At 39.6% G+C, this 19,412-nt stretch carries 19 protein-coding genes and 1 pseudogene; all 20 read right to left on the reverse strand.

What is annotated here, in order from left to right; all coding sequences use genetic code 11:
- Positions 1–97 precede the first annotated feature (97 nt).
- On the reverse strand, positions 98–610 hold the full coding sequence (locus tag K2F45_RS20085; protein WP_248932249.1) for a ClbS/DfsB family four-helix bundle protein: 513 nt from the start codon (positions 608–610) through the stop codon (positions 98–100).
- 125 nt (positions 611–735) lie between these two features.
- On the reverse strand, positions 736–1,371 hold the full coding sequence (locus K2F45_RS20090; RefSeq protein ID WP_248932250.1) for a DsbA family oxidoreductase: 636 nt from the start codon (positions 1,369–1,371) through the stop codon (positions 736–738).
- 115 nt (positions 1,372–1,486) lie between these two features.
- A pseudogene (gene trxA, locus K2F45_RS20095) lies at positions 1,487–1,783 on the reverse strand (thioredoxin); the annotation flags it as partial.
- 65 nt (positions 1,784–1,848) lie between these two features.
- Positions 1,849–2,259: an OsmC family peroxiredoxin gene (locus K2F45_RS20100; RefSeq protein ID WP_248932252.1), complete on the reverse strand. Its 411-nt coding sequence runs from the start codon at positions 2,257–2,259 to the stop codon at positions 1,849–1,851.
- A gap of 101 nt (positions 2,260–2,360) precedes the next feature.
- On the reverse strand, positions 2,361–2,498 hold the full coding sequence (locus tag K2F45_RS27525; RefSeq protein WP_410240478.1) for a helix-turn-helix domain-containing protein: 138 nt from the start codon (positions 2,496–2,498) through the stop codon (positions 2,361–2,363).
- On the reverse strand, positions 2,495–2,704 hold the full coding sequence (locus K2F45_RS20105) for a hypothetical protein (protein ID WP_248932253.1): 210 nt from the start codon (positions 2,702–2,704) through the stop codon (positions 2,495–2,497). The genes K2F45_RS27525 and K2F45_RS20105 overlap by 4 nt, the downstream gene beginning before the upstream one ends.
- Positions 2,705–3,388: 684 nt before the next feature.
- On the reverse strand, positions 3,389–4,012 hold the full coding sequence (locus K2F45_RS20110) for an ExbD/TolR family protein (RefSeq protein ID WP_248932254.1): 624 nt from the start codon (positions 4,010–4,012) through the stop codon (positions 3,389–3,391).
- Positions 4,013–4,121: 109 nt separating this feature from the next.
- On the reverse strand, positions 4,122–4,556 hold the full coding sequence (locus K2F45_RS20115) for a MarR family winged helix-turn-helix transcriptional regulator (protein ID WP_248932255.1): 435 nt from the start codon (positions 4,554–4,556) through the stop codon (positions 4,122–4,124).
- A 103-nt stretch (positions 4,557–4,659) separates the two neighbouring features.
- Positions 4,660–5,007 carry a winged helix-turn-helix transcriptional regulator gene (locus K2F45_RS20120; protein WP_248932256.1) on the reverse strand — a complete coding sequence of 116 codons (348 nt, stop codon included), beginning with the start codon at positions 5,005–5,007 and terminating at the stop codon, positions 4,660–4,662.
- Positions 5,008–5,488: 481 nt separating this feature from the next.
- On the reverse strand, positions 5,489–6,112 hold the full coding sequence (locus K2F45_RS20125) for an ExbD/TolR family protein (RefSeq protein WP_248932257.1): 624 nt from the start codon (positions 6,110–6,112) through the stop codon (positions 5,489–5,491).
- Between the two features lie 375 nt (positions 6,113–6,487).
- The gene (locus K2F45_RS20130; RefSeq protein ID WP_248932258.1) at positions 6,488–8,122 is read right to left on the reverse strand and encodes an alpha-L-fucosidase; all 1,635 of its coding nucleotides are present in this window, start codon (positions 8,120–8,122) and stop codon (positions 6,488–6,490) included.
- A 50-nt stretch (positions 8,123–8,172) separates the two neighbouring features.
- The gene (locus K2F45_RS20135; RefSeq protein ID WP_248932259.1) at positions 8,173–9,798 is read right to left on the reverse strand and encodes a RagB/SusD family nutrient uptake outer membrane protein; all 1,626 of its coding nucleotides are present in this window, start codon (positions 9,796–9,798) and stop codon (positions 8,173–8,175) included.
- A gap of 30 nt (positions 9,799–9,828) precedes the next feature.
- Entirely contained in the window at positions 9,829–13,185 is a 3,357-nt protein-coding gene (locus K2F45_RS20140; RefSeq protein WP_248932260.1) for a TonB-dependent receptor, read from the reverse strand.
- A 161-nt stretch (positions 13,186–13,346) separates the two neighbouring features.
- Positions 13,347–14,288: a FecR family protein gene (locus K2F45_RS20145; protein WP_248932261.1), complete on the reverse strand. Its 942-nt coding sequence runs from the start codon at positions 14,286–14,288 to the stop codon at positions 13,347–13,349.
- A 64-nt stretch (positions 14,289–14,352) separates the two neighbouring features.
- Positions 14,353–14,943, reverse strand: a complete 591-nt coding sequence (locus tag K2F45_RS20150; RefSeq protein WP_121126632.1) for an RNA polymerase sigma factor — start codon at positions 14,941–14,943, stop codon at positions 14,353–14,355.
- Between the two features lie 618 nt (positions 14,944–15,561).
- Entirely contained in the window at positions 15,562–16,392 is an 831-nt protein-coding gene (locus tag K2F45_RS20155) for a DUF4595 domain-containing protein (RefSeq protein WP_248932262.1), read from the reverse strand.
- Between the two features lie 10 nt (positions 16,393–16,402).
- Positions 16,403–17,170, reverse strand: a complete 768-nt coding sequence (locus K2F45_RS20160; RefSeq protein WP_248932263.1) for an MbnP family protein — start codon at positions 17,168–17,170, stop codon at positions 16,403–16,405.
- A 28-nt stretch (positions 17,171–17,198) separates the two neighbouring features.
- Positions 17,199–17,924 (reverse strand): superoxide dismutase, encoded by a 726-nt coding sequence (locus tag K2F45_RS20165; protein WP_248932264.1) that lies wholly within the window; start codon positions 17,922–17,924, stop codon positions 17,199–17,201.
- A 19-nt stretch (positions 17,925–17,943) separates the two neighbouring features.
- Positions 17,944–18,432, reverse strand: coding sequence for a c-type cytochrome (locus tag K2F45_RS20170; protein ID WP_248932265.1), 489 nt, complete (start codon positions 18,430–18,432; stop codon positions 17,944–17,946).
- Between the two features lie 25 nt (positions 18,433–18,457).
- Positions 18,458–19,408 carry a transporter gene (locus tag K2F45_RS20175; protein WP_248932266.1) on the reverse strand — a complete coding sequence of 317 codons (951 nt, stop codon included), beginning with the start codon at positions 19,406–19,408 and terminating at the stop codon, positions 18,458–18,460.
- Positions 19,409–19,412: the final 4 nt, after the last annotated feature.

The raw sequence follows: 19,412 nt of genomic DNA on the forward strand, positions 1-19,412 counted from the left end.
AGAGAAAATACCTTACTGTTTACTTTTCTATTATTGAAAAATAGGCGAAAATGTCTGTGAATCTATTTGAGAGAAATTGGAATAATATACGGCTATTTTATCTAATACCTTTCTCTTTTTTCCATTTACGTATTCTACTTCTTGCGTTGGTGTATGGGGAAGACGTGTTGAATTGTATCATTCTTCCTAAAGTCCATTTTTCGTACCAGCTTACTTCGTATACTTCCTGGTTCGATTTATTTTCTATCAATTCCAAAATCTGTTCAACGGTTTTGTTCAATTTTTCAATTAAACTATTGAAATCTTCATCTTTATAATCTTCATAGAATTTTTGGGCAAGTTTGTCGAGCTCGTTCCATTTGTAACCAGTTTCGGGAAAATCAACAACTTCTTTATTATCTTTCTTTACGTTCCATTTCAAAACCAACTTGCCCCAACCGAGAAGATAAGCAACCAAATTATTAATGCTCATCAAAGTATTTTTGCAATGTCCTTCCAGTTCTTGAGCAGTCGTCATTTCATAGGGAATGGTAGATAGTTCTTTATTTAATTTGGAAAAATTTTCCGTAATTGCTTTTTGTAATTCTGCTTTATTGGTTGGAACAGCCATTTTTTTTAAATACTTTTTTTGTTTAAATATATAAAATTCATCAATTCAGGCAAGTTCCGAATTCTGTTATCTGTGCTGTTCCATTTCATTAAATTCGTTCCCTTTGAAAGTCCAACTTCAAAATTTTAGTCGCACTTGCCATCAACCGTACAACTATCTCCTTCCGTAACTTCTAAGGTTGTTTCAGGGTTGGATTTTCTCCATTCTGTAAAGGACTTTTCCAGAGTTTCTAAAAAGGATTCAGATGGCTGTGCCCCTGAAACCGCATATTTTCTGTCGAACACAAAGAATGGAACACCATTAACGCCCAGATTTTGAGCTTCCTGAATATCCTGGGTTATCTCATACTTGTATTTTTCGTCATCCAAACTGGCTTTTAGTTCACTTTCTTGCAAACCGAAATCCTTGCCTAGCTGAATTAAGATCGCTGTATCTGCAATGTTTTTGCCCTCGGTAAAAAAAGCTCTAAACAGATGTTCTTCTGCTTCGTTGCCTAATTTTTTGGATTTTGAAAATTGTATCAATTGATGGGCTTTTTGCGAATTAACGATTACAGATTGATCTAAATGATAATCTAATCCTACTTGTGATGCCATTTCTGTTACATTACCCAGCATTCCATTGACTTTCTCTACAGCCATTCCTTTTCGTTTTACCAAATACTGGGCATAACTTTCAGATGCCACTTCGGGAATTGACGCATCCAATTGGAAACTTTTCCATATTACTTCAATATGTTTTTTATCTGCAAACTGCTCCAAAGCGGTTTCAAAATTTCGTTTACCGATGTACAGAATGGACAGATAACATCACTCCAAATTTCTATTTTCATTTTTAAGCTGTTCATCATTTTATTGAGTAAGTTTAGACTTTAGTTTATAGCTCTTTTTTCACTAGGGTAACCAATTCTGAAGCAGGAAAAACGCCCGATTGCCTCCACTTCAATTCCCCATTTTTAAAAATCATCAACGTGGGAACACTACGAATCTGAAGCTGAGTTGCAAGTTCTCTGTTTTGGTCAATATCAATTTTAATAACGGTGACGTCATTGCCCATACTTTGCTTGACTTCATCTACCATAGGACCTTGCATTTGACATGGACCGCACCAAGTTGCAAAAAAGTCAATTAGTATAGGTTTGTCCTGATTTATTATTTCCTGAAAAGTCATCTTCTTAAGATTTAATGCTTTAAAATGTCACTTTAAAAAAAGCCGTCTTTTCAACGACTTTCTTTACGTTATTTTAGCGATGCCTTCAAATTAATTTCTACACTAAGCGCATTTCCTATTGTACACATATCTTTGGCCTTACCCGCAAACTGTTGAAAACGATCGTTATCAATATCAGGGATTTTGGCTTCAAGATTAAGGTTTGAGCTCTTAACTACATTGTTTTCTACTACTAGTGAAACACTCGTTTCAAGACTGTCAGCAGAAATTCCGCTTTCCGAAAGGATGTAAGCTAACGTCATCGCATAACATGTGGCGTGAGCTGAAGCCAGCAATTCTTCCGGATTTGTAAAGCTACCATCACTTTTTGCAAAAAAAGGTTTAAAACTTACGCCATTCAATTCAGAATTCTCTATACCCAATTTTCCGTTTCCTTGCTTAAAACTTCCCTTCCAAACGGCTTTCATATTTATTGCCATAAAATCTATTGTTTAAAAATTATTAACTATACAAAGTTACGTGTGTAAAAATTTGCAGACAATGGACATACGGCACAATGTATAGGACATTTTGCCACCTGCTATTCGGGAATTGCTATTCTTTTAAATTCAAATGGGGATTTCCCTGTTTGGATTCTGAAAAAGCGGACAAAATAAGATTGATCATCATAGCCGAGCGGAGCGGCGATTTCCTTTACTGTCAGATCTGTATTGATCAGTAACCGATATTGAAAAAAAACAAGGTATCCTGCTCCGCTTTATACTCAACAAAGTCAGAAATAACAGTACTTCCGGTCCCCGCAAAGAGAAGAATGTAACAGTCGCCCGATTTATGGCAGGGCAACGAAACACTATCAAATGGAATCGTTGTATCAAATTGCAGATAGCCTATTTTCTTTTGTCCGAAAGATCTTAAAATTTCCATAGTTTGACTATCGAATTACTTCTTCTTTTCTTATGATTTTAAGATCAGAACGTATGTAAAGTTGAGAAAATATCCACTTCCATACAAGTACGTACCAATTTGCAGGATACCTACAAATTGGTTAGAATAGCTGGTTATCAATACATAAGGGTATACAAATCATCAGTTATGATGGCTTTTTTCTTGCTTGGATAGCCTGCTTATGTAGTAAGAATATTTTACGAAAAGCATGGTCGATACCAGTAAAAACAGCGTTGCAGAAGTGAATAAGGCTCTTGTTATTCCTTCGAGATATGAATTTTCAGGATATGCATTCAGTAAAATCAGTGTACCCATTATAAAGATTATGACAGACGAGATCATAATCTTTATTCTTAAACTTTTCAGAACTGATTGCCCTTTCACTTTTTCAGAACTTACAATGCCAGATGTTATTTCTATAGGTTCAAACAATATTGATTGCCCACGCATAAAAACATGTGTTTCACGGATAATAAGGATTGTTGCTATTGATAAACCATGCTTCAATCCGTTTGAAAAATCAGTGTAATTTTGTAAATAATAAGTGTAAAACAGAAATAACAGAACCACAGAAGTACATATTGCTAATGAAAAAAATGTCATTAGCCGATAGAACCGTATTATATAATCAAACATAGATAAAAATATTTGAATGGTTGGGGATTATGCCTCACTCTTTAAACTTGTAATAAAACTGAATTTATTAGCTTTTTGATTACGTAATGTTTCGATGACCTGACTTACTGCCGGGAATTTTACATTACCGTCTGCCTTTATTAATATCTTCAATTGTTTGTCGTGCAGGCCATAGTTTACTTTTCTTGCTGTGGAAATCCAATTGAAAAGTTCATTCGACATATTAGTTGTCGTATCGACAGCGATACCGGGATTAAATGACTTGTCCAAATGTTTATCAGTAGATAAAGACAAAAATTGCTTTAGCTGCCTTAGCGGAACACCTAAAGTTTCCAGTGCTAAAAATTTTTCCCTTTCTTCAGGCGTCAGTCGGATATTGTATTTTTCAATCATAATATCCAAAGTTTGTTCTTTTACATCTCTTTCCGCAAAAGATAAAAGACATTTCCCATCATTGCTCACGGTTATCATTGCGAAATTTTCGTCGGGCATTTTTTCCGTTACCACTGAGGCTGGAACATCTATAGGAATGGGTTCTGGAGTTTTGAATACTGCTGTCATTACAAAGAAGTTCAATAAGAGAAATGTCACATCAGACATTGCTGTCATATCTACACTTGGTGCTGTTCTTTTGATTTTAATTCTTGGCATTGTTGTACAAATTAATTATACAATAGTAAGCATTGTTGACTAATATTAGTCAACAATGCTTACTATATTAATGCGATATTACATTAATATGACAAGGCCAAAAGATCTGCTATTTTTTAAGAAGCGAAGAAAGAGCAGTCAGGCTATCAACTATGGATTTCCAGTCACCACCTTCGGAAATAGTCTCGATATATTTGCTAAAACGTAAATGGGATTCTCTGACAATTTCCTTTCCAAGGTCAGTTAAAGTGATTTTTGAATACCTTTTATCCGCTTCAATAGGCTGTACTTCAATGATATTTTTTTCTATCATATTTGAGATGATGCGGCTCATAGCCTGCTTTGAAATCTGTGCCTGTTGAGCCAACAATTTATTTGTAGTCCCGTCCTCGTCAATATATATCAGCACCTGCATATAGGATAATTGAAATTTGCCGGGCCATAGGTCTTGCAAATTAGCTTCAGCCCATTCTTCAATATCTTTTTTAAGGGCGTATATTATTCTTATATATTGGACAGGCTTTAGAACTTTATTCATATCCATACTATTTCGTGAAACATTTAGACAAACATAATAACTTGGTCAATAGGTACCAAATACTATAAGTCCGTGTCATTCTTGATATGCCATTATTGATGGTTTGCGTTTAGACCGACTTTTTTTCAATTAAATTTTCCAGTCCGAATTCAGCTAATTTATCAACAATAGGCAAGGTCTTAAATCCTAAATCAGTTAGCGTATACTCTACTTTCGGAGGGATTTCAGGATAGACTTTTTTGTTGACTAACTTATTTTCAACAAGCATATTCAATTCTTGAATCAACATTTTTTCGCTGATGCCTGTAACAGCTCTTTTCAGTTCACCATACCGCATTACACCTTCGTTGATTTGAAACAATATCATTAATGTCCATTTACCACCCAGTAAAGTTAAAGATGCTCTCACAGGACAGCTATCATCGCAAGGAGGATTTATTTTCAAGTTTTTTTCCATTGATAATCAGTAATTCTAACCATTTAGTTATGTATCATAACATAGGGGTAAGTACACATGCAAAGTAAGCAATAGTATATTTTTGAACAATATTATTTTAAAATAAAGCAGGGTGATGCAGACAGAAAATGACAGACAGATAGCTATTACGGCTTACAATCCAGTCCTTTCAGATGGGCCTGGCGGCAGACGCTGTCTAAAAGCCTTTTAAAAAAAGCCCGACACTTTTTTGAGTATCGGGCTTTTTTGTTGTCCCTTCAAGGGTTTGTCTTGTATAACTTCGTCACAGCCTGAATAAATCACACAATAATTGAATCGGATTAGAACTGGTAAATCTATAAAAAGTAGTACATACAATCACATAATTTTCATACGAAAACTTCTCCCATCATACGAATTAAACTATCAGCTATCGATCTTGTTTAAGAAGTTCTATTGACGTTGAGATTTCACAAACGAAGGTGCAACATCACCACGGAGTTTAAATATGATCCGCTCTTAGATTGGTTATTAAACTGAATTTATTAATCTTCTGTTCCTGTAGTATGTTTATCACCCTTTTGGCATCAGGGTATTTCATTTTGGAATCGCCTTTAATTGAAAATTTCAGCTCATTGTTCCTAATTTCTTTTTCCGCGTACCTTGCCTGTAAAATCCATTGACTTAGTTCCGAAGGTTTGTCTCCCACCGAATCCGTAGGGATGCCTATTTGAAGTTTACTCTTTTGTTGTTCATTGACGGTTAACCTCAAAAAGCTTTTAAGAACTTTCATTGGCACTCCAAAACCTTCTGTTAATGAGAAATTTTTCTTTTCAGCTTCGGTAAAACCTACTCCATACTGTTCGGACATTCGTTCTAACAGCCTTACTCGGACATCCTGTCCCGGTATACTGAAAAAAACCTTATCAGTGGCTACCGATAAGGTTGCAATCCCATTATCTGGTACTTTAATCTGAACAGTAGATGCAGGAATATCCACTGGTAACGCCTCAGGGGTCTTAAACTGCGAAGTCATAATAAAAAAATTAAGTAAGAGGAAACAGACGTCGCACATTGCCGTCATATCTACCACTGGTGTATGACGCTTCACTTTTATAATAGCCATATTGCATTAATTAGTAAACATAGTTGACTACAAATATGAATAAATTAACTTTACAGTAAACTTAGTTGACTATTTTATTTATGCAAAATGACACTGAAAAGACAATTCATCCCATTTTTACCATTATGGATCACGGCAGCCAAACAGCTTTTTAAGCGCCTATATCATATCAAATACCTCACTATCAGCAAGATATACCCTTATATACGATGCGTTGAATAAAAAACACTCTCTGTTAAGTAGGGTCTAGGGTTGAGCACGATCATAGGAAATTTCTATAGTTTCTAAGAAAACAAGAAGAAAAAAAGGATGAACAATATTGCTCATCCTTTGCGTTTACCTAAACCAGACCTTTCAAATCAATCAGGTTCATTTTCATGTGATTTTAAACACGTAAGCCGGTTGCTTTTTATCCATAGTATCCGGAAACGTCACTGCTAGACCATTCATTGTTTGCTCAAACCTAACTTTATTCTTTGCACCTAAAAGCTGTACTTTATTAGCGCGGTAATTATCTTTATTTAAACTTTTGATCAAGACATTTCCTGTTTCAGGCCATCCCATTACAATAGCGTATAATACATTCCCTTTGGCAGTGAATCTCACGTCTTCGGCGGTAAAAGGCTTATTTTTTCCTTCATTGAACCCTTGTGCCGTTAAAGGGGCAGCATTTTCCATAGCAGGTCCCTCTCCAAAAACATTCCAAGGTCTCGTGCCGATTATGCTCTCGCTATTTACGCTCATCCAAGAGGCGATCCCTTCTACCGTTTTGAGGGCTTCCGAATCGATGGAACCGTCTCCTCTAAGCGGAACGCTCAAAAGAAGGTTTCCATTTTTACTTACCACATCAGCTAGCATATGAATGACCGTTTTGGCACTTTTATAACTTTTATTCTCATAAATGCGTCGATCGTAATGCCAAGCACCGATGCAAGTGCACGTTTGCCAAGGCTCCTTCTCTATCTGATTACTTTGTCCTTTCTCAATATCCCAAACCATACATTTTCGCTGTTGATCATCGAGAATTTTCCCATTAATTACAGCCTCCAGTTTGCCATTATGCTTTTGCTGACTGACATTGTAATAATGTGCTGCAATCCTTAAACCGGCATCGTCTATCGGCCATAAAGGCAATGCAGTATCATCGAAATAAACTAAGTCAGGTTCATACTTATCAATAAGTTCGATCGTCCGGTCGTGAAAATTATTGCAATAGTTTTTGGTAGGCACGTTTACGCCGTTACCCCAATGCCATTGACGATGAATCATTCCATCATCTCCGCTATTTTCGCTTAAGGGGTGATTTTGTGCATAGAGGTCTTGCGGGTCAAATCCATCCCACCATTTATTATTGCCATCAGCTTTTGTGACTTTTCCGTCATAAGGTATATCTTTCAGAGGCCCTTTTTTGTCTGCACGTTGTGCTGTTTCGTACCAAGTCCATGCATGTGCAGCGTGAACGCTCGCGCCGAAACGTAAACCATGATTTTTGGCTGCCTTCGCCCAGCCTGCCATTAAATCTTTTTTTGGCCCCATCTTCGTAGCATTCCATGGTTGGTGACTGCTATCATAGAGATCCATATTATCATGATGGTTGGCTAAGGCAACAAAGTACTGAGCTCCTGCACGCTTGTAAAGATCCAACAACATTTCCGGATCCCATTTATCTGCTTTCCATTCATTGATCACATCTTTGAATCCGAATTTCGAGGGATGACCGTACTTTTGCACATGATAGTTATATTGATCGCTCCCCTCCTGATACATTCCTCTTGCGTACCAGTCACCTCGTTCAGGTTGACACTGGGGTCCCCAATGTGCCCAAATACCAAACTTCGCATCGCGGAACCACTGGGGAACCTCGTACTGCTCTAGCGATTTCCAATCTGGTTTAAAGTTTACTTTAGCTATAGGTGCATTGGTATGTATCTTTGAACCCGCGATCGTTTTACTTAACCAAAACGACGGAATAGCTATTCCCAAAGTTTTTATTACAGTTCTTCTTTTCATGTATTTTTTTTAACGTGTTTGTACTAGGATGAAGTGGGATACAAGATAAATCAGTAACCCACGTTTTGCGTAAGATTTCCGTTGATCTGGAGTTCAGACAGGGGAATGGGCCATAACTCGTTCACACCTGCCTTGAAGTTGCGTCGCTGATAGATCAGATAGCCCTCATCATCCACGGGAAAGTCTTTGTATCCAGCAGGATTATTGGTTAATTTCATCCCCGTGAACTGCCTATTAAGTTCCTGCGCAGCAATACCCCATCGCAGTACATCAAAATACCGTAAACCCTCAAATGCAAATTCAACCCGACGTTCCCGTCTTATTACCGACCGCAAGGATTCTACACCCGTAGCGGTAACTTTAGGCATGGCAACATTCTGCCTTCCCCTCACCAGGTTAATTGTCGCGTCCAAAAGAGTTTGGTCGATAGGGTCGCCAGCTTCCAGTTTAGATTCAAGGTAACCCAATAAAACCTCCGGATAACGGATAATCGCCCAGTTGCCCCCAAAGTTCATCAGGTTTCCATCGAAACTTTCATCCATGAACTTACGTATGCAGTAACCACTCCAATTGTAACGGTTGAATCTATCGGGTGAGGTCGTTCCGGGACGCGCTATGTAAGTCTGCCCCTTGAATACACTTCTGTCGGAGATCAAAACGGTATAATCAAGACGAGGGTCTCTGTTTTCGTAAGGGTTGGATGGATCGTATAAGCCGGATTCTTCAATCGACTTTCCGTCTATGCATTCAAACGCTTTTACCAGTTCATTATAGGGCGAAAACTGATGCCATCCTCCCCAGGTTTCAGGGTACATGTACTGGAGTAACACATGCCCGTACACATCTTCCTGGTATTGCGAAGTAAGAATAAATTCGCTCGTTGCAACGTTCCCACTTGAGAAAAGCGAAGCAAAATCGGGGTGAATACGATACACATCAAAATCTATTATTTTTTTATAGGTCGCTGCGGCTTCCGCCCACTTTTCTTTCGCCATTTGTAAACGGCCAAGAATAGCCAATGCTGCACCCGCTGTAATCCGCCCCTGTTCACTTGCAGGTCTGCTTGCTGGTAAAGCTGCCGCACTTTCTATCAGCTCTGCTTCCGCAAAATCCCAAACTTCATCACGTGAGGCGCGGAGTACATTATTTGCCTCCTCGATGCTCAACACTTTGGTGACCAATGGAACACCTCCAAAATAAAGCGCTAGATTAAAGTATTCATAAGCTCTCAACGTTCTAACCTCACCTATCATAGCGGCTTTCTTGTTTTCATCCATTTCCACTTTGCCGATATTGTCGAGAAAGTTGTTGCAGGCCGTCAACTTTTGATAAGAATTTCGCCAGTATCCTTCCGTTACCCAATAAGCAGAGTTTAATGTACCATCCGTTACTCTGTCCGGTATCAGCTCCTTTTCCGATCCGTTACCCGCCATAAGATCGAGGTACAATAGGCTCCGTGGTGTCCAGAAGTCCTCGCCTTTCCATCCGGCTCCCGTGTTATAACAACCCACCAATGCCAGGAGGGCATCTTTTTCTGTCTTCCAGAAAGTAGCATCCGAGACCGCATCCAAGGGTTGCTTATCGAAAAAATCCTTGCTGCACGCTCCAAAAAGTGTGCATGTGGCCAAAAACAGGTAGCACAACCCCTTTTGGCTAAAATATGTGATGAATTTCATTATTATCTTCATGTTATTGATTATCTACCGTTAAAAATTAACATTCAAGCCAAAAGTATACACACTGGTTATCGGGTAAAAGGGTGTGTTATCGCCTGTGCCCTGTCCCATCTCCGGATCCCAGCCCTGATAAAAGCTGCTCAGGGAAAATAAATTCTGTCCGCTGAAGAAAATACGTAGTCTATCCAACCGCATCTTTCTGGTAATTTTCTCCGGAAAAGAATAACCCAGCTGAATATTCTTGAGGCGCAGAAAGCTTGCGTTCCGATTCCAGAATGTGGAGGGCATAATCGTTCCGGAACCCATATTTAGACTGGTCAATTTAATATATTCTGCATTTCGATCAGGATTGTCGGCACTCCATCTGTTATCGGCCTGCCAGCGCTGAATTTGCCCTCCATTATAAAATGCGAATGCCTGATAAGAGCCCATCTGACGATCAAAACCTGCCAATCCATGAAGTAGAACAGAAAGGTCCACACCTTGGTAATCAAACCTTATGGTGGCGCCATAGCTAAACTTAGGTACGGTATTGCCGATAATTGTCCGGTCATTTGCCGGATCGACAACTCCATCTGGTGCGCCATTGGGCCCGCTTATATCGGCGTATCGCACAAAACCGGATTGCGCCGCATAGGGTTGCCTTGGGTAGGCCGCAATATCGTTTTCGTCAACAAAAAGGCCGTCGGCTACATAGCCGTAAATGGCTCCCAACGGTTGCCCCACAAACAAGTTCTTTGCAATATCTTGCGTTAGGCCATCTGCCAATTTTGTTACCCGGTTTTTCGTATAGGTAAAATTCGGACTAAACCCGATATTCAACTTTCCGATAGAGGTGCGATAATCCATCAGGAATTCAAACCCGTTGTTCCGTACAGAGGCGGCGTTTACCTCAGATGGTGTCAATCCCAGTACACTTGAAACCGTCAAATTATATAGAATATCCCGTGTACGCTTATCAAAATAGTCCATCACGAAGGCAAATTTTCCTTTCATAAGTGAGAAATCGAGACCGATTCCCCTTACCTCTGTTGTTTCCCATGTAATATCGCTGTTTGCCAATGTAGTTAAACGCGCACCTGGGAGCAATACACCACCGATGGGATAATTGTTGCCCAAACTCAGCACATTCTGATAGGGATAATTACCGATATTCTGATTTCCCAACGTTCCCCAGGATGCCCTCAATTTCAAGTTATCGACTCCAGTCACATGCTCTTTAAAGAAAGGTTCCTCAGAGATCCGCCAAGCTGCCGAAACAGAGGGAAACAAACCCCAACGTCCTTCGCTGGGGAAGCGGGAAGTTCCGTCATACCTTGCATTCACCTCAAAAAGATAACGATCTGATAATATATAGTTTACCCGTCCAAAGAATGAGCGCAAGGCCCATTCAGCCGCCGAGCCGGACGATTGCATATTGGCTGATGACCCTGCATTTAGCTCGTGCAATAGATTGCTTGGAAAATCGTCACGGAAAGCGGTGGTCCAGTCTGAGCGGAATTTTTCTTCCGAGTAACCCGCTAATGCATTGATTGCGTGTTTTCCATAAGTCCTGTTAAACTGTAATAGGGACTGAAGCGTTAACAACGAGTTGTCGCCCGAGTTAACGGTCAGATTGTTCGGGCCAACCCGCTTATTTTGGTCAAAAATAAAATCAGACGCAAAGCTATTGTTCGTAAAATTATTATAATTGTATCCCGCTTTACCACTCCAGGTAAGCCCGGGTACTATTTCCCAGGCAAGCTCAGCTCCCCCTAAAAAAAACTTGTTTGCACGGTTTACGAAAGACTCGCTCGAAAGCCATGCTTCCGGACTGAAATTGTCCTGATAGCCAAAGGTCCCGTCCGACTTTCTACCTGCATAAATAGGTCCCTGTCTGACAGCGAAACCGATCATGCTCATCATTTCGCCATCGAATTGCCTTGGCTCATTGGTTTGTGCACTGTTACCCGTCATATTCACCTTCAGCGTAAGGTTATCCAGTATTTTACTATCCGAATTCAGCATGAAGTTATAGCGGTGATAATTATTTTTGGCAACAACACCATCCTGATCCAGGTAGCCTAAGGAAAATAGGTAGGAGTTCTTATCTGAGCCACCGGAAAAAGAAACATTGTGGTTCATCTGAAAGCCCGAGCCCGAAGAAAGCAGGTTTTTCAGGTGCGGTACATTCGGATAATTGTCGGGATCAACACCCGATCGGAACTTATCAATCTCTTCGGGTGTATAGGTTAAAGCTTGGCCAACATTCGTATTTGCCTCATTAAATAGGGTCGCATATTCGTCCGATGCTACAAAATCGGGGAGTTCTGTCACTTTCTGCCAGCCTATAGTGTTATTGTACGAAACCCGAAGTCTACCACTTGTGCCGCGTTTCGTTTCGATCAGAATAACCCCGTTTGCACCACGCGTACCATATATAGAGGCTGACGCAGCGTCTTTTAACACTGAAATGCTCTTTATGTTGTTAGGATCGATGTCATTCATCGAAGCTGCCAGACCATCTATTAGTACTAACGGATCGTTTCCAGCTCCCGAAAAGGTTCCCTGCCCTCTGATGCGTATCGAAGCTGCATCATTTCCAGGACGTCCTGCGCTTTGAGAAACCGAAACACCTGTTGCTAAACCCGCTAGCGCCTGCGAGGCTTGGGTAATGGGCCTGTCTTCAATGTCAGTAGCAGAAACGGACGAAACGGAACCGGTTAGATTCACCTTCTTCTGCGTGCCATACCCTACTACCACAACTTCGTCCAGGTCTGTATAAGATTCGATTAGTCTAATTTGTATAAATCCCCTGTTATTTACAGGAATCTCCTGCTTCTCATAGCCAATATAGGTGAATACCAAAACCGCATCGCCCGGAATATCAGACAAGGTGAAATTCCCTCTGTCGTCTGTCACGGAAGTTCTGTTTGTTCCTTTTACATGTACACTGATACCCGGTAGCGGATTCCCATCGCCGGCAGAAACGACAGACCCCTTAACGATATTTTGGCGGGCGGCCTTTTGTTTCACTCCGAGCGAACCTGGTTGATATCTAACAGCAATTACATTTCCATCTATTTCTTTAAAATCAAGGTCAGTTTGCTTACGGATTTCTTCCAAAACCGTTTTTAAAGGAGTATCCTTGACATTAAGGGCTATTTGCAATGGTATGGAAAGCAAATCCTTTTTATAGGTAAAGGAGACGTTGACTTGCTTTTCAATCATATTAAAAGCTTCCTGAATATTATTGGTTGTCACGTCCATGGAGATCTTTTTGGAAGCCACCGTTTGGGAAAGAGCAATCTCTGCCTTTAACAAGGAAAACGAAAAACAGATCAAAAATAAAGGCAATCCAAACCCGAACGACATAATTACAATTTTTCGTTGATTAGTTTTTTTCATTATATTAGATTGTTTGATTAAAAATTGAACAGCGTCACTGTTGTGCCCGTGGAAAGAAGCAACAGCGACCAATCATGATGGTCGTTATTTCTAAAATAGCGGCCATTAATTTTAATGAGCATTTACATATCTTAATAAGGTTTATAATGTTGGTGTATTAGTTAGCGATCTTGCGTGGTTATTAAAACAAGCTCCCCTTTTTTCTCGTACCCAATATTTAGGGAAAACTTCATGGCCTCTAAAAGTGTACTTAATGATGTATTTTTATAGCGGCCGATCATTTGAAGTTTCCCAATATTCGGATGACTTAACTTAATTTTAATATTGTATTTTCTTTGGATGGCAGGCAGGATTTCAGCAAGACTTTTACCATCAAAAACGATATCACCTTGTTTCCATGCCAGTATTGTTTCTAAATTTTGGTTTCTCAACAAAATCGCCTTTGATTTTTCACTATAAGTGATCAGGTCATTTTTCGTTAATAGCCATTCTTTGTCACTATTAACCTCTTTTACACCCACCTTACCATTTTTTACCGCAACGGTAAATTTTTCATCTTTATATGATTTAACATTAAAGGAGGTTCCATAGACTTTGACTTGCTTTTGTTCGGTTTCTATCACAAAAGGTACCTTTGCATTGTGGGTCACATCGAAAAATGCTTCCCCGCTTATTTTAACTTTTCGCTCCCCCCCATCAAATTTTTCGGGATATTCTATTTTTGAACCAGCATTGAGCCAAACTTTTGTCCCATCGGAAAGTAAGACGGAATCGATCTGACCTAAAGCAACATTTTTCGTAGTGGATACCAAGTTTGTACGTTCCGCTTTCGGGGTCTCGTTATGCGGCAAGAAAAACCACAAAGAAGTAACACATAGCAGTATACTCGCAGCTATTCCAATTTGCCAGCGTATCCGTCGTTCCTTGTTTCTTTTACGAATAGTGGATAGCTCTTGCCTCAAATCATACCTTAATTGATCTTCTATCAAAGGGTCCAATTCACCGGATTCCAATAGTCTAAAAAATAGCGCTACTTCAGAACGGCTAGCGGCCCCACTGAGGTAACGGCATATTAATGTTTTATAAAAATCGAGGTCTTCCATAATTGCTTATAGAAGTAAAGACAAAAAAAAATGAAAAGAGGCCACCCCTCTTTTCATTTTTTTTCTATAGAATTGATTTCAGGAGGAAAAACAGGACTAGGGGTAAATTCAGATCATGCTGTAAATACTTTTTCAAGGTATTGATGCACCGGATCATATGCTTTTTGATTGCACTTTTGGAGACACCTAACATTCTGGAAGATTCTTCGTAACTTTTCCCTTCAACTCTACAGAGCTCAAACACCCGCTTTGTTTGGGTCGGCAATCTATTGAGTATCTCCTGAAGCTTTACTTGATATTCTTTATCAAGAACATGTTGGTCGACACTATTGATACCAAGTTCAAAACTTTCTAAAATACGCTGCTGTTTGATACGATCTGTTGCAATTTTGTGTAAATAGTTGAGTGTATAATTTTTTACGACGATGAATAAATAGGATTCAAGCGATACAACACGGATAAGTTTGGTTCTTTCGATCCAAATTTTCGTAAAAATTTCCTGTACAACGTCTTCAACTAAAACATCTATTTTAAGGTACCGCTTAACCACGCGTAAGACAACTGGGTAATAGGCCTTGTAAAACAGATTAAAGGCACTATGATCTCCATAGCCAATAGCTTCTAAAACATCTTTACTTATTTCAATAGATGCCATAGCACATTTATCTCCAGATTGTTATTAGGTCCACAAAAAATTTCGGTTTATATCCCAAACTTACATAAAAATCGGGAATATTAATCGCGTTCAATAAAAATGACGGCCACCTCGCCCCTCCTCATTATCATTTATAATGAACTAAAAAATAAAGTAATATGGAGAGATTTTGCAACTTTGATGTGCATATTAGGCCGAATCAGGCGAACAGGTTGAGGTAGTTTCTGGACGTCAACACCAGATCTGGATAATCTCGGGGGTAAATTAGTTGAGCATCATGTCGGTAATACCTAATACAGGGAAACAAGTGCAGGCCTGCACTTGTTTCCCTGTATCATTAAGAAATCACCAGTTTTCTTTGCTCTGTAGCGTCTGCGCGCCAATATTTTTTACTTAATTTTATGACCAATCTACATGATAGTTATTTTGTATTTGATCGGTTAGATTTCACTATCATTAACCAATTCAAACAACTAATTAATTAATCCATATTATGAGTCCTTTATATTGAAAAAGTAACTGGCAAGTTACTCCAATTCTCCAAAAAACGCAGGAAATAACTTTCCTGTGAATCTCAATTTTTTACAATGGTCATTTACTCCTTCATGTAAAGAGAGATTAAAAGCAAGTATGTTCGATATGATAAACCATCGAATCGATTGATTCAGCCGAATTCACCTCCTTTAGTTTACTTATATTGTTTTTGTCATCTGCTTCGTATGACAGCTCATATGTACCAATAGTCTTAATACGATTTTTCGGAAACTTACCAAAGTATCCGCCGGATGTTAGAACGGCCATTCCGACCGGATTAAATATTGGTGTAGGTGTTCTGTGTAATGAACTAATATGATAAATCGGGGTGGTGCTGTGGATTGGAAGATTAGAGAAATCCGTATTGGCATAATAGGTAAGCTTTATATCCTCATCATTCCCATTGAGTCCATCATGGATATTGACCAAATTTCCGTCTTCATATGAAAACAAAACTTCTCTGTCTTCTTCTTTTATGCGAGACAAGTATCCTTTTTCATCATATACAAAATCCAGTACTAGATAATCTTTGGCTTCGGTCTCCCAAGGCGCCATCCATACACGCCTAAGGTGAGTAATAAGACCGTTTTCATTTAATGAGTAGTAGTCGGTTACAGTGTTGGGAGCTTCTCCTGCATATTTCAGAATCACGCTGTCATCATAATATTCGAAAGAAATCTGATTGTTTCCCACTGGAGCCAATATAACGCGTCCTTGCGCATCATAACCGAACGGTGTTTGCGCTGGATTTCCAGATCGATCTCCCATATACCAATTGCTCGTGTAAAAGTTCACACGGCACGGCAACTCGGGCTCGGGCTCCGATTCTAATAACGGGCTGTCGTCCGAACAGCTTATAAATAATAATGCTATCCCTAGAGCGGTAAATATAAATGGTTTGATATTAAGCAACATCGTTGTATAATTATTTTAGCGTAAAAAATTTAGTGGAAAAATTATCTGATACTGCCTTCATCTCATCTTGTTGCTGCGCTCCGACAACAGGTGTCTGCCAAGTGTCAAAGGAACCGAGAAGGCTAAGTACATCACCTTTAAACTCAATTCTTGATGGTATTGCCCGGGCAAGATTAACGGGAGCTTTAAAATCGAGCTTCACTGTTCGATAACTATCGTTCAGTCCTGTTTCAATCTTAACGATCTTAGTTGTACCGTCCTCTGCCATACCTTTTAGTGAACTGAAGATATAGCTCGTGTGCCACATCCACGAGATATTTGTCATACCTGTCATAGCGGACAGTTCACCTGAGGTTATACTGAGGTTGTCGTTAAGTTCACTATCGACACCGATACCGAACTCGATTGCGGTGTAGGTTTCAATAGGCAGGTTTTGTAAGTCTATCTGCTCCCGCTTTCTGGCAGGATAGGTATAAGCTCCATCCTGAATAGCAATGTCCTTAGTTTCCTCGATCAGGTAATAAGAGTTTGGGATTTCGATCCATTCACCATTCTGTTTTTGTAATCGAATATTGCTTACCCAATATCTAAAACTATTAAATGTATAGGTCTTGCCATCAATGTCGAAAGCCTTATCAAGCGCAAAATCCTCGTTGCCTACGACATTGTCAAATTCGATGGAAAGATTTCCACCAACTACTTCCACAAGTTCTGTGTCCTTAGAACAAGATGCCATCATTGTCAATAATGCGATAGAAAAAAAACTCTTTTTGATCATTTGTTTATTGTATTGTGTATAATTAATTTTATTTGGATGTACGATATAGATGTTCCACCTGCTCCCAGTTTACAATCTCCCACCATTTATCGACATAGTCGGCCCGCTTGTTCTGATAGTTCAGATAATAAGCATGTTCCCACACATCGAGTCCCAAGATTGGAGTACCTTTGAATGGCGACACATTCATTAAAGGATTGTCCTGATTGGGTGTCGAACCAATTTTTAATTGATTGCCGTCTTTTACCAGCCATGCCCATCCCGAGCCAAACTGTCCTAATGCGGCTTTAGAAAATTGTTCTTTAAACGAGTCGAAAGATCCAAAACTGCTTCTAATCGCTTGGTCAAGCTGTCCTGTTGGTACATTGTTGTCTGTTGGTTTACGGAGAATAGACCAGAACAGTTCGTGGTTAAATGCTCCTCCCGCATTATTGCGGAGCTTCGTAGAATAGTTCGATATACGGGAAAACAAATCCTTTACATGAGCTGCCGATACGTTTTCCGAAATAATGGCTTCGTTCGCACTGGTGATATATGTCCCGTAGTGACGCACATAGTGTATTTCCATAGTAGCCGTGTCGATGACAGGCTCCAGTTCATTATAGGAATAGTTCAGGCTTGCCTTCTCAAATTTGAATTTGCTAGTTACCTTCGATCCTAGCGTACTATCTGCAAATGTCTCATTGGTTAACAATAAACCGGTAGCCAGTGTTAAACTACCTCTAACAAAATCTCTTCTATTTGTTGTTTTCATGATAAATGGATTTTAGTTCCTAATTCGTTCTTGCATCTTCCTGTCTTAAATATTCCAGTATAGACTTTGCTTCCTGTTCATTTAGGCCAACACTGACCATCATACTTTCGAAGTCGTCTTTTATGGCAAGTGCATCTGGATCCTTATCAAACATTTCCTGTGTATTTAATAGCAGATTCAGTATCCATTCCGGTGTTCTTTTCTTCGTTACACCTTTCAAAGCTGGGCCAAGCTTGTTTTCGCTGTATTCATGACACATCGTACACTTCACGATGAAAAGTTTATTTCCTTCATCTGCAACAGTCTGGTCAAATTCAGGTTGTGTAAATGACGTTATAGGTCCGATCCCTTTATTGCCTTCTTTAAGGTAATCGTGGACGACCATTTCTTTAGGTTGGTCTGCTTTTGTCTCCGGTGGAGCTGTTGAACTGTTTGTCTTCGAATTGTTGTTGCATGCAATAGCTGTAGCGAGAAGACCAACGGCTAATATTATATTTAATCTTTTCATATATCTATTTATTTTAATGGTGAAATCAAAAGGAGAATGATACATGGGTCATAAAACGATTTTCAGCCTTTATACGTCCATCTGCGAGCTTTTGGTTGATCGGAGTCTGAAAATTTCCGCCAATAGAGATTGCCCCGACATTGATCTCAACACCTGCAATTCCCATCGTAGAATGTCCACCAGACTGGGTAACGTCAAAGCGGTTATAAAGCACATCTTTTGGCTGTGTTTCATATAGCACACCTGCATTAGGAGAAATACGTACTTTGTTCTTTATATTGAACTTATAGTATCCAAGTGCATTAATCGTTAATTTGTTGGCATAGCGATAATCATGTTTATTTTCTGTATTGATCTTATACGTTGCATTGACGTTGAGTCCGGCATCCATCAAACGAATGTCGTAAGCCGCATTGATCATAAAATCTGTACTCGCCGTTCCTAATTGGAAGTTATTCGGAGCACCCATCTCTGCACTGGATTGTTCGCTGGTATCATATTTACCGGTAGGCGCCTTGATTCCTGCCCCCACCCATAAGGACTGCATAAGAATTTTGTTCTTTCCTGTCGTACGGACATCATCCAGAAGTTTGTAATGCCCCATAACAACAATATCACCAAGCCCGTTCTTCTTTCCGGTTTCCAAGCTGTTGTTACCAATAGTCCGCTCATTAAAACTATACGGAATTATCGCCATTACCCGCCAACGTTCTCCGAAATTCCATGCGCCCCAAAGCTCCATCGTACGATAGGTTTCATTCGTTGAATTTGGTGTACGGATACCGTTAGGGCCGAGGTGGGTCTGTAGTCTATTCTGTTGGTATCGTAAACCGACAAAACGTTTGTTGAAGTTCGGTAAGATGCCCAAGTAGTAGCTTCCAACACCACAGCCGCATACATCACAGGCTACTGACATGGGTATGTTTGCAAAAAGTGCGACAACGGAAAAAATCGATAGTATTATTCTCTTTCTCATATTT

The organism is Sphingobacterium siyangense (assembly GCF_023277505.1).
Classification (GTDB): Bacteria; Bacteroidota; Bacteroidia; order Sphingobacteriales; family Sphingobacteriaceae; genus Sphingobacterium; species Sphingobacterium siyangense.